The sequence below is a fragment of the Methylomonas aurea genome, assembly GCF_024505045.1.
GTDB classification, from domain to species: Bacteria; Pseudomonadota; Gammaproteobacteria; order Methylococcales; family Methylomonadaceae; genus Methylomonas; species Methylomonas aurea.
In genome coordinates this window covers 1-11,647 of sequence record NZ_JANIBM010000063.1, presented here as the reverse complement: position 1 = coordinate 11,647, position 11,647 = coordinate 1, and the positions used below count along the sequence as shown (strand labels likewise).

Annotated in this window: 11 protein-coding genes; 8 read left to right on the top strand and 3 right to left on the bottom strand. The window is 54.8% G+C overall.

All coding sequences use genetic code 11. The annotated features are described in order from the left end of the window. The first annotated feature begins 154 nt into the window (after positions 1–154). A complete protein-coding gene (locus NP603_RS21365) occupies positions 155–670 on the top strand; it encodes an adenine phosphoribosyltransferase (protein WP_256612889.1) in 516 nt (171 codons plus the stop codon). 41 nt (positions 671–711) lie between these two features. On the opposite strand, the gene NP603_RS21360 is transcribed toward NP603_RS21365, so the two are convergent. The 3 genes from NP603_RS21360 to hpnH are packed head-to-tail and all read right to left on the bottom strand — an operon-like array spanning position 712 to position 3,487. Next, complete coding sequence (locus tag NP603_RS21360) at positions 712–1,722, bottom strand: MlaA family lipoprotein (protein ID WP_256612888.1); 1,011 nt, start codon at positions 1,720–1,722, stop codon at positions 712–714. Between the two features lie 20 nt (positions 1,723–1,742). Next, positions 1,743–2,348: an ABC transporter substrate-binding protein gene (locus tag NP603_RS21355; protein ID WP_256612887.1), complete on the bottom strand. Its 606-nt coding sequence runs from the start codon at positions 2,346–2,348 to the stop codon at positions 1,743–1,745. A 35-nt stretch (positions 2,349–2,383) separates the two neighbouring features. Next, entirely contained in the window at positions 2,384–3,487 is a 1,104-nt protein-coding gene (gene hpnH / locus NP603_RS21350) for an adenosyl-hopene transferase HpnH (RefSeq protein ID WP_256612886.1), read from the bottom strand. A gap of 435 nt (positions 3,488–3,922) precedes the next feature. Between hpnH and NP603_RS21345 the strand changes: the two genes are divergently transcribed. The 7 genes from NP603_RS21345 to NP603_RS21315 form a co-directional block, all read left to right on the top strand. Further along, entirely contained in the window at positions 3,923–5,014 is a 1,092-nt protein-coding gene (locus tag NP603_RS21345) for a phytoene/squalene synthase family protein (protein WP_256612885.1), read from the top strand. Positions 5,015–5,023: 9 nt separating this feature from the next. Continuing rightward, positions 5,024–6,982, top strand: a complete 1,959-nt coding sequence (shc, locus tag NP603_RS21340; RefSeq protein ID WP_256612884.1) for a squalene--hopene cyclase — start codon at positions 5,024–5,026, stop codon at positions 6,980–6,982. A 1-nt stretch (position 6,983) separates the two neighbouring features. Beyond that, a complete protein-coding gene (locus NP603_RS21335; protein WP_256612883.1) occupies positions 6,984–7,688 on the top strand; it encodes a phosphorylase family protein in 705 nt (234 codons plus the stop codon). Positions 7,689–7,768: 80 nt separating this feature from the next. Beyond that, a complete protein-coding gene (locus NP603_RS21330; protein ID WP_256612882.1) occupies positions 7,769–9,154 on the top strand; it encodes an aspartate aminotransferase family protein in 1,386 nt (461 codons plus the stop codon). A gap of 10 nt (positions 9,155–9,164) precedes the next feature. Beyond that, on the top strand, positions 9,165–9,524 hold the full coding sequence (locus NP603_RS21325) for a copper resistance CopC family protein (protein WP_256612881.1): 360 nt from the start codon (positions 9,165–9,167) through the stop codon (positions 9,522–9,524). A 6-nt stretch (positions 9,525–9,530) separates the two neighbouring features. Further along, a complete protein-coding gene (locus NP603_RS21320) occupies positions 9,531–11,162 on the top strand; it encodes a CopD family protein (RefSeq protein ID WP_256612880.1) in 1,632 nt (543 codons plus the stop codon). Between the two features lies 1 nt (position 11,163). Next, the coding region (locus NP603_RS21315) for a 1-deoxy-D-xylulose-5-phosphate synthase N-terminal domain-containing protein (protein WP_305891515.1) at positions 11,164–11,647 on the top strand (484 nt) is incomplete at its 3' end.

Here is an 11,647-nt window from a genome sequence, read left to right as displayed (position 1 = left end):
AGCAAAAGATTCTGATGCCGGTGCTGAATATCGGCCTGCCCGACCGCTTCGTCGAGCAGGGTTCACGCGAGGAATTGCTCAGCCTGTGCGGGCTCGATGCCAACGGCATCCGCCAGCAGATTGAAGCTTTTTGCGCATGATAACGAGGTGATAAATGGATCGTTTACGCAATAAAATCCGCGATATTCCCGATTTTCCGAAACCCGGCATTATCTTCAAAGACATCACGCCGCTGGTCAAAGACCCGGCCACGTTGCGTTTGTCGGTACACCAATTGCTGCACCCATTCCTGGGCCGCGACATTACCGCGGTGGCCGGCATGGAGGCCAGAGGTTTCATTTTCGGCTCTCTAGTTGCTTGGGAGCTTGGCATCCCGTTCATACCGCTACGCAAACCCGGCAAATTGCCTTATGACGTACAGAGCGTGTCTTACGACCTGGAATACGGCTCGGCCGAACTGGAAGTCCATATCGACGCCGTCGACAGCAATGATAAAGTGCTTTTGATCGACGACTTGCTGGCTACCGGCGGCACGGCCAAAGCCAGTTGCGAATTGATAGAAAAGCTAGGCGCCGAAGTCGTGGCCTGCGCTTTTGTCGTAGAGTTGGATTTTTTGGCGGGAAGAGAGAAACTGGCAGGCTACGAGGTGCATTCCCTGTTGCATTACTGATAACAGGAACAGAAGACGCCTCCGTGCGTCTCTAGACAAAATCAGCGGCGTTTACGCCGCAGTTTTTTTTTACTGCTAAGTTCATCCATCTTCGCCGCAGCCTGTTCGAACTGGGACTCAGCCTTTTCGAACGACTGCGACATATTGTCGAAAGCGTCCGCTTTGGTCGCGACACTATCGGTAGCAGATTTCAGACTGGATTGAGGACCTACGGAACTCGTTCCAGCGGGGCGATTGGACTTGTCCATCGCCTTTGCCGGCTTCGCCGGACTGGTTTCATCTTCTATCGCCGAATCGACATCGATATCGTAAGTTTCGGCGGAGTGTTTGCCGTCGTTGACTAGATTCTGCCGGTATTGCAAAAATGATTCGCGGGTAAACACATACGGATCCAATGCCGCCTCGTCGATGAAGTTCAAAGCACCTTCGGCATTGGCCCTATCGTTGATGCCCTCGACAATACCGGTGCCCGGCACATAAGTACTCGGGTTTGCCGCCCGGTCGAGAATACTGGCTGAACCGTCGCGAACTGTGGTGGGACCCAAAATGGGCAATACCAGATAAGCACCTTGGTCAACCCCCCAAACCGCCAGGGTCTGGCCGAAATCCTCGACGTTGCTTTGCATACCCAAATCGCTGGCAACATCGAACAAACCCAACAAACCGATGGTCGAGTTGGTCAGAAACCGGCCGGTATCGGATGCACCCTGGCTGACTTTACCTTGCAGGAAGTCGTTCAAAACGACGTTGATACCCTTCAAATTGGTGAAAAAATTTGTCACTCCGGTCTCCATGAAGTCCGGAGTAATGAATTTGTAACCGTCGGCTACCGGCTTCAACAAATACTTATCCAAGCCCATGTTGAAACTATACATCGACCTGTTGAAACCCTCGTACGGATCGACCGGACTGGTTTTGGGCGCAGCAATATTGGTAGTTCCTAGATCTTTCGGCTCGGTGCTGGCGCAACCGCCGACCGATAAGGCGCCGGAGAACAGCATAGCCCACGCCAGGCCGACCTGGCATTTACCTTGATTACAGGGGTTAAACATTACTCACAATTCCTGGCAAACTATTGTTTCGCGTAACTTTCTATTTTTTCGTTGATTTTGGCGATCAATGCGTCGAAACCTTCCCGGCTTAAAACGCTGGTATATTCCGACCGCTTCAAGGCCAAATCGCTGACACCATCCGCTATTATATTGATAATTCGCCAGCCATCGTCCTTTTTCTTCATCATGTAATCGAATTTGACGTCTTTCTCGCCCGGAATCACCAAATTGGTGTGAATCACCACACCGCCGCGCCCGGTCTCTTCTTCAGAAACGAAATTGAACGATTCCCCGGAAAAATCTTTGAAATTATGAGCGTAGGCGGAAACGCTGAGCCGGCTGAACACCGTTTCCAATTTTTCCTGCTGTTCCGGAGTCAATTCCTCCCATTGCTTGCCGACCACGATACGGGCGATCTTCGGCAAATCGTGGCTCTTCTTGACCAACACATCCAGCTTGTCGTAACGGCCGCTGAATCCCAGCGCCTTGCCTTGCTTCATAATCGCCAGCAATTCGTTTTGAAACTCTTCGACCACCTGCCTAGCCGTCTGTTCCTCCGCCGACACCAGCGGAGAAAATATCAGCAACACCAGCAAGCTCAGTACGCAATACAGTCTGTTGAACATAACGTTATCGAAACCTCATCTTTAGAGCAGGCATTTTAGGACTCGACTTTGACCGGAATTTCCGAAATCGAGCTTTTTTTGTAAGTCATCACGAACTCCGGTTGCTTTTCCGGCAACATATCCCCCGAGGTTTTCGGTCCACGAATTTTAGCAAGCAACGCCTTCAGCGGATTTGCCAATGTGTCTTCAACCGCAGTGGCTTCGTAACCGCAATGGGCCATGCAATTCGCGCATTTCGGATTCTTGACGGTACCGTATTTGTCCCAAGGCGTCGAATCCAGCAACTCTTGGAAGGATGACGCATTACCTTCGTCGGCCAACAAGTAGCAGGGTTTTTGCCATCCGAATACGTTACGAGTCGGATTGCCCCACGGCGTACAATCGTAATTTTGGTTGCCGGCCAGAAAATCCAGATACAGCGAGGAGTGGTTCAATTTCCACTTGCGGGTCTTGCCGATCTTGAAAATACCGCGAAACAGGTTTTTAACTTCCAGCCCTTTGATGAACACGTCTTGGCGCGGAGCTCTTTCGTAACTGAAGCCAGGAGCGATCGTCACGCCTTCCACGCCAAGTTCCATCGCATAATCCAGAAACTCGGCGACTTCTTCCGGCGTCTCCCCTTGAAACAGCGTGCAGTTGATCGTGACCCGAAAACCTTTGCTCAACGCCAATTTGATTGCTTCTACCGCGATATCAAACACACCTTCTTGGCAGACCGATGCATCGTGGCGATCCTTCAAGCCGTCCAGATGCACGGAAAACGTCAGATAAGGCGAAGGCTTGTAATCGTTGATACGTTTTCTCAACAACAATGCGTTGGTGCACAAATAGACGAATTTCTTTCTGGCGATGATGCCTTCGACAATTTGCGGCATCTCTTTATGGATCAAAGGCTCGCCGCCCGGAATCGATACCATCGGCGCACCGCATTCATCCACCGCGTCCAGGCACTCCTGCACTGACAGGCGCTTATCCAAAATATCGTCAGGGTAATCGATCTTTCCGCAACCGGCACAAGCCAGATTACATCTGAACAAAGGCTCCAGCATCAAAACCAACGGATACTTCTTGACTCCTTTGATTTTTTGCTTAATTAGATAACTACCCACAGCCAATTGCTGACGTAAAGGAACACTCACGGCATTATTCTCCAAAAACGATCAAGACTTGCAGCTCCGCGACTGTTACATAAAAACAACATCACTCGAGCCATTATTTATAACAAGCGCGCCCCGGCTCGCCACCACCAGACTAAGCAGACATGCAGGCACACAACTAGATGTGGTAAGAATACTACTTTTTCACACTGCACTCCAGTCGAAATACGCAAAAAACAACAACGCGCTTTAGCGGCGCATCTCAAAACGACAATTGCGCCCCGTTAAATCCCAACCACTCCAAACTATTAGCCACAAAAATTTCCTTCTAAATCAGAACAAAAGCACAATAATCCAGAATCAAAATCAAAAAACCCAAACCCGATACCGTTAAATTTGCCTTAACGCAACATCACTTTGCAAAACCCCAACAAACAGTCTATCATTGCCGCTACCGATAGTTAGACTAAAAAGTAAATGAACGGATTTCACCCACCCATCGATAACCCGGAATTGCTGAAACAGCTATCCGACCACGAACTTCAAGCCGTGCTGCTCGAAGGCGTGTCGCGTACCTTTGCACTGACTATTCCTCAGCTGCCGGAAGCGCTCTACCCAGCCGTGGCCAATGCCTACCTGCTGTGTAGAATCGTCGACACTATCGAAGATGAGGTTTCCCTCAGCCCGCTGCAGAAAAAACGCTTTTGCGACAGCTTCATCGAAATCGTCAAAACCGGGTGCGGAGCAGAGGCGTTTGCCGACGAATTGGCACCTTTGCTATCCGCGCAAACCATTCCGGCCGAACACAGCCTGATCCGCCTGATCCCCAGGGTCATTGCCATCACCCATACCCTGTCGGCTCCGCAAATCGAAGCTCTGGCCTGCTGCGTGGAAACCATGGCCAGCGGCATGCCGGTTTACCAGGCGCTGGACCTGCACGCCGGCCTGAAAACCATGAAGGACATGGACGACTATTGCTACTACGTCGCCGGCTGCGTCGGCGAAATGTTGGCCAAATTGTTCTGCCACTATTCCCCGGAAATCGCAGCTCACCGCGACGAATTACTAAGACTGTCGGTATCGTTCGGCCAAGGCCTGCAAATGACCAACATCCTGAAAGATATCTGGGACGACGCCAAGCGCGGCGTGTGTTGGCTGCCTCAAGACATTTTCGACGAAACCGGCTTCAGTCTGGCCGATCTTAAGCCGACCACCAACGACGAACGATTCCGCAAAGGCCTGGAACGCCTGATCGGTATCGCCCACGGCCATTTGCAAAACGCCCTGACCTACACCCAATTATTGCCCAGCCACGAGACCGGCATCCGCAATTTCTGCCTGTGGGCGCTGGGCATGGCGGTGTTGACCTTGAAAAAGATCAAACAGCACCTGGACTTCAACGAATCCAACCAGGTCAAGATCAGCCGCAACAGCGTCAAGGCCACGATTGTCGCCAGCAAATTATCGGCACGCAGCAACTGGCTGCTGTCACTGCTTTTCAATCTCACCAGTAGCGGTTTAAAAACCCCTGACTGGCAGTATTCACCCGTATCTCACACTGGACCATAAGGAATCGCCATGTTTACTGAAGCCCCTGTAGAGACCAGCAATCACGACTTTTCCCAACACAGCTCGGCGGCTGCCATCAGCCCGGGCAAAATCCAAGCCGCGATCGACCGAGCGCAGGCGAAACTGCTCGGCTTGCAGAATCCGGCCGGCTATTGGGTATTCGAACTCGAAGCCGACTGCACCATTCCGTCCGAATACATCATGATGATGCATTACCTGGACGACATCGACTCAGCTTTACAAGCCAAGATCGCGGTTTATCTGCGTAGCCGGCAAAATCCGGACGGCAGCTATCCGCTGTTCACCGGCGGCCCGGGCGACATTAGCTGCAGCGTCAAGGTGTATTACGCCTTGAAGATGGCCGGTGATCCGATCGACGCACCGCATATGGCGCGACTGCGGGAGTGGATCTTGAGCCAAGGCGGCGCGGCGCGCGCCAACGTCTTCACCCGGATCGCGCTGGCAATATTCGAGCAGTTGCCTTGGCGCGGCGTACCCTACATTCCGGTCGAAATCATGCTGTTTCCCAGCTGGTTTCCGTTCCACTTGGATAAAGTTTCTTACTGGTCGCGCACCGTGATGGTTCCGCTGTTCATTCTGTGCACACTGAAAGCCAAAGCCAAGAATCCGCATAATGTCGACATCCTGGAATTGTTCGTCGTGCATCCGGACGAAGAAAAGCATTATTTTCCCGAGCGTACTCTGTTGAATAAATGCTTTCTCGCGCTGGACAAACTGGGCCGCGTGACCGAACCGTTGATTCCGCAAAGCATGCGTAAGCGCGCGATAGACAAGGCCTTGACTTGGTTTACCGAGCGTTTGAACGGCGAAGACGGCTTGGGCGGCATCTTTCCGGCCATGGTCAACGCCTACGAGGCCATGCTGCTGCTCGGTATGCCGCACGACCATCCGAATGTCGCAATCGCCCGCAAATCCATCGACAAGCTATTGGTGATTAAGGAAGACGAAGCGTATTGCCAGCCTTGCCTGTCGCCGGTCTGGGATACCGCCTTGGCCAGCATGGCGCTGATCGAAGCCGACAAGCGCGGTAACGCACTGCAACTGGCGAAAGCCAACGACTGGCTGAAAAGCGTGCAACTGTCCGACGAACCGGGCGACTGGCGCGTCAGCAAACCTGACTTGGCCGGCGGCGGCTGGGCGTTTCAATTCGCCAACCCGCATTATCCCGATGTCGACGACACTGCGATCGTCGGTTTCGCGATGGCCGAGTCCGAACAAGACGGCTTGGACGAATCCATCCACCGCGCTACCCGCTGGATCGTCGGTATGCAATCCAAGAACGGCGGTTACGGTGCATTCGATGTCGACAACACCTATTACTACCTGAACGAAATTCCGTTCGCCGACCACGGCGCCCTGCTCGACCCGCCAACCGTCGACGTCAGCGCCCGCTGCGCGATGCTGATGGCCCGCGTCGCCAAAGGCCACGAAGAGTATCGCCCGGCTCTGCAACGCACCATCGAATATGTCCGTAGCGAACAGGAAGCCGACGGCTCATGGTTCGGCCGCTGGGGCACCAACTACATCTATGGCACTTGGTCCGCTTTGTTGGGTCTGGAGCAAACGGATCTGCCGAAAACCGACCCAATGTACGTCAAAGCGGCTGCTTGGCTGAAAAGCGTGCAGCGCGAGGACGGCGGCTGGGGCGAAGACAATCTGAGCTACCACGACGACCGGAAATATCGCGGCCGTTACCATTTCAGCACCGCCTTTCAAACCGCATGGGCAGTGTTGGGACTGATTGCCGCCGGCGAAGTACACAGCAAGGAAGTCAAAGCCGGTATCGAGTTTTTGTTGCGTTCCCAGCAAGCCGACGGCGTTTGGAACGACCCCTGCTTTACCGCACCGGGTTTCCCGCGCGTGTTCTATTTGAAATACCACGGTTACGACAAATTCTTCCCGTTGTGGGCGCTAGCCAGATACCGTAACGAATTGAACAAACACTAACGTGAGTTGCGGAATCGTCGTCGCCCTACCCGAAGAACTGAGCACGCTGACCCGGCGTAAGTTGGTCCTGGGCGAGTCCCATGCAATTGGCGACGGTATAATTTTGATTTACTCCGGCGCCGGGCCGGCCAATGCCGAGAAAGCCGCCAACCGGCTTGTCCAGCAAGGAGCCAAGCGTCTGATCAGTTGGGGTTGCGCGGGGGCATTGGCGCCGGTTCTGCGGCCGGGCGATTTGGTCCTGCCCGAACGCGTTCGCGGCAACGATCAGCAAGATCTAACTACTGCTCCGGCCTGGCGGGAACGAGTGGCAAATCTGCTGGCGTCACAACAAGCCGTAAGTGCCGGGGCCTTGCTGGAGAGTAACGGGATCGTCGACCAAAGCGCGGAAAAACGGACACTGTTCGAACAGACCGGCGCTGCGGCCCTGGATATGGAAAGCGCGGCGATCGGCCGAGTCGCAGCGAGTACCGAGCTGCCGTTTTTAGTGGTCCGTGCCGTCGCCGATCCGGCAGCGATGAATCTGCCGCAAGCGGTAGTTCAGGCGCTGGACGCAAACGGCCAAGTGAAATTGGGTCGCTTGCTTGCATTTCTAATGACCCACCCTTGGGAACTGGGCGGCTTGGTCCGCTTGGGCATACATTTCCGCGCGGCGCAAACCTCCCTGAAGACCGCCGCCCGGCAGATAAACGAAATCACGCAGATTTAGCATCAGACTCCAGCGCCAACGCGGTCGAAGAACAGCGGACCTCTTCGCCCTCATGGCGTTAACCACTTACGAGGTATTACATGTCCTTTAGCATTGCCGAACTCTTCAATCAACATTTCTCGGAGAAATTCGAGCTGCACGAGCAGCATCTGAATAACCAGATGGTGCGGGTGTTGCGGACTATCGGTTACGACCGCAACTACAAACGCGCGCTCGGCCAGTATCTCTACGACGAGAACGGCAACGAATACCTCGATTTGCTTAGCGGATTCGGCGTGTTCGCGATGGGCCGCAACCATCCGACCATCGTCAGCGCCTTGCAGGAAACGCTGACCATGGAATTGCCGAATCTGGTGCAAATGGACGTGTCCTTGCTCAGCGGCCTGCTGGCGAAGGAAATTCTGGCGACCTGCCCGGACAATCTGGAAAAAATGTTTTTCTGCAACTCCGGCACCGAAGCCGTGGAAGCGGCGATCAAGTTCGCCCGCTATACCACCAAACGTTCCCGGATTCTGCATTGCGAACACAGTTACCACGGCCTGACCATGGGCTCGCTGTCGCTAACCGGCGAGCACATTTTCCGCGAAGGCTTCGGACCGCTGCTACCGGACACCGGTTCGGTGCCGTTCAACGATCTCGAAGCCCTGGAAAATGCACTGAGCGGCAAGGACGTGGCCGCCTTCATCGTCGAGCCTATCCAAGGTAAAGGCGTCAACGTCCCCGACGACAACTATCTGCCGGAAGTCGAACGCCTGTGTAAAAAATACGGCACGCTGTTCGTCGCCGACGAGATCCAGACCGGCATCGGCCGCACCGGCAAGTTCTGGGCCATCGAACATTGGGGCGTTAAACCCGACATGATTCTGATGGCGAAAGCCTTGTCCGGCGGTTTCGTCCCGGTGGGCGGCGTAGCGATGACCAGCAAAATCATGGATACGGTATTCAACCGGATGGACCGCGCCGTGGTCCACGGCTCTACCTTCTCCAAAAACAATATGGCAATGGCGGCCGGCCTGGCCAGCCTGCATGTGGTCCACTCCGAAAAGTTAGTCGAAAACAGCGCCAAGATCGGTAACGAGATTATCGCCGCCGTCAACGCGATGGTGCCGAAATACGAATTTTTGAAAGAAGCCCGCGGCAAGGGCTCGATGATCGCCATCGAATTCCATGCTCCGAAAAGCTTAGGCCTGAAAGCCGCCTGGGCGATGCTGGAGGCCGCCAACAAAGGCCTGTTCTGCCAAATGATCCTGATTCCACTGTTCAAGGAGCACCGGGTGTTGGCGCAAGTCGCCGGCCACGGCATGAACGTGGTCAAATTCCTGCCGCCGCTGATCCTGACCGAAAAAGACCGCGACTGGATCGTCGGATCGGTCGAAAAAACCATCGCTGACACTCACAACGTCACCGGTTCGATCTGGACGCTAGGCAAAAACCTGGCCGGCCACGCTTTGAAAAACAAAAAATAAGGAGATCAGCATGCGTTTTATAGCCAGGATTTTATTGATGTTAACTTTGGCCGCCAGCCAAACCGCCTTCGGCCACGCCGTAGTCACCCACAATTCGCTGAAACTAAAACCGGTGCCGGTCAATCAGGCTAGCCAAGTGGAACTGTCGTTCAACTCCAAAGTGGAACTCGACCTGTCGGAAGTGTTTCTGGTCAGCGCCGGCGACGTGATGACCCCCATCGCCGCCGCTCCGGGGGCCAAGCCCGGCCAGGTATTGCTGGATTTACCGGCCCTGGCCCCGGGCGAATACGCCATCAAATTAAAAATTTTTGCTGCAGACGGTCATCTTAGCGAAGACCTGCTGCGCTTTTTCGTCAAAGAACCCAAATAACCGGATATGGAAGGTATAGCTAATTATCTCGACTCGCTGATCGGCGGCGTCGATCTGACGTTTTACTCGATCACCATCGGCGGTTTGCTTTGGGGTCTGTTCGTCCTGCGGCCGTGGGATGAAAATGCCAATTACAACAGCGCCTTGCTGCAGAAAACCGTCAATCTGATCCATTTCGGCAGCAAGGCATTGGTTATCACCCAACTCTCGAAAATCGGCCTGAAAATCTGGCTGATGGCCGCTACCCTTGGCAAATCGCCGTTTCCGGCTTTTTTTAATACCGTGCAGTTCAACGCCGGCCTGGCGCGGGCCACTTTCGCTTTCGCTTTGTACCTGTTCATCAAACAAGCGCTAAAAGCCAATCTGCGCTCGAAAACTCATTGGCTGGTGGCCACGGCGATTGTGATTCCGCTAGTCATGGCCGCGGCCTGGTTGGTGCACGGCGCCAGCCGCCTGGAGGACCGCGGTTTGCTGATGACATTGACCGTGAGCCATCAGATTGCGGCAGCGGCCTGGGTGGGCGGCATTTTCCAAATTCTGGCGTTGTGGGGCCTGAAAAAACAAAACGCGATTGCCGAAGAACTTTGGCCACTGTTGCTCAAGCGCTTCTCGGCCGTCGGCATCGGTGCGGTCGCGTTGTTGCTGGTAACCGGAACGCCGCTAGCCTGGTACTACATCCGCACCTTCCAGGGCTTCATCGGTGCCGGTTACGGCAACCTGTTGATGGTCAAGATCATGATGATGGGCTTGGCCTTGGGTTTTGCCTGGATCAACCGCCAAGCGGTACAAGAGTATTTCGCCAGCCGCAGCCTTTACGCGCTGACCGTGCGCGTGCCTTACTACATCGAAGCGGAAACGCTGATACTGCTGACCATTCTGTTCACCGCCGCCAGCCTGGCTTCGCAACCGCCGTCGGTCGACATCCCGCACCTGACCGCAACCTGGGAAGAAGTGTTGAACATGTTCCATCCGCGCATCCCGCGCTGGGAGTCGCCGACCCACGAAGCGCTAATCGCCGGCGAAGCCGGCAGAACCGCCATCGTTGGCCAGATTCCGTCGGAAGCCGCTACTGCCTGGTCGGACTACAACCACAATATCTCGGGCATCTTCCTGACCGTGATGAGTTTCTTCGCGATGTTGTCGTATTCCGAGCGTTTTCACCGTTGGGCGCGTTATTGGCCGGTCGGCTTCATGGGACTCGGCATATTCCTGTTCTTCCGTTCCGACGCCGAGAGCTGGCCTTTGGGTCCGATCGGTTTTTGGGACAGTACCTTCAACAACGGCGAAATTCTGCAACACCGGATCGCCACCTTTTTGGTATTCATGCTGGGCCTTTACGAGACCCGCGCTCGCGTCAAAGCCGATCCCGGCGTTCTGCCTTATTTATTCCCGCTGATGTCGGCTTTCGGCGGCATGATGCTGCTGGCGCACTCGCACGTCGGCTTCGAAGCTAAAACCGCGTTCCTGATTCAAGTCGGCCACACCCTGATGGGCGTGTTTGCGCTGATTCTGGCCTGCGGCCGCTGGCTGGAACTCAAACTGGACGCACCCGGCAAGAATATTGCCGGATTCATCTCAGTTTTCGCGTTGTTCCAAATCGGCGTGATTCTGATGTTCTACCGCGAACCCCTGTACTGATATGAAACAGACTCAAGAATTTCCTCTGCTGAACACCATCGCCGGCCCGACCGACATACGCGCCCTGAAGAAAGAGCAACTGCCGCAGTTGGCCGATGAGGTGCGTTCTTATCTGACGCATACCGTCAGCATTTCCGGCGGCCATTTCGCCGCGGGCCTGGGTACGGTGGAACTGACCGTGGCGTTGCATTATGTGTTCGATACGCCGGTGGACCAGTTGGTGTGGGATGTGGGCCATCAGGCCTATCCGCACAAGATTCTGACCGGGCGCAAGGATCGGATGACGACGATTCGCACGCTGGGCGGGGTGTCGGCATTTCCGTCGCGCGACGAGAGCGAGTACGACGCGTTTGGCGTTGGCCATTCCTCGACGTCGATCAGTGCGGCCTTGGGCATGGCGATCGCGTCGCAGTTGCGCGGCGAGGACAAGAAGATGGTGGCGATCATCGGCGACGGTTCGATCACCGGCGGCATGGCGTTCGAGG

Excerpts from the sequence above, each read along its gene's own strand:
- shc (WP_256612884.1), top strand. The coding sequence starts at position 5,024 with ATGTTTACTGAAGCCCCTGTAGAGACCAGCAATCACGACTTTTCCCAA.
- NP603_RS21355 (WP_256612887.1), bottom strand. The coding sequence starts at position 2,348 with ATGTTCAACAGACTGTATTGCGTACTGAGCTTGCTGGTGTTGCTGATA.
- NP603_RS21325 (WP_256612881.1), top strand. The coding sequence starts at position 9,165 with ATGCGTTTTATAGCCAGGATTTTATTGATGTTAACTTTGGCCGCCAGC.
- NP603_RS21360 (WP_256612888.1), bottom strand. The coding sequence starts at position 1,722 with ATGTTTAACCCCTGTAATCAAGGTAAATGCCAGGTCGGCCTGGCGTGG.
- NP603_RS21320 (WP_256612880.1), top strand. The coding sequence starts at position 9,531 with ATGGAAGGTATAGCTAATTATCTCGACTCGCTGATCGGCGGCGTCGAT.
- NP603_RS21330 (WP_256612882.1), top strand. The coding sequence starts at position 7,769 with ATGTCCTTTAGCATTGCCGAACTCTTCAATCAACATTTCTCGGAGAAA.
- NP603_RS21365 (WP_256612889.1), top strand. The coding sequence starts at position 155 with ATGGATCGTTTACGCAATAAAATCCGCGATATTCCCGATTTTCCGAAA.
- NP603_RS21345 (WP_256612885.1), top strand. The coding sequence starts at position 3,923 with ATGAACGGATTTCACCCACCCATCGATAACCCGGAATTGCTGAAACAG.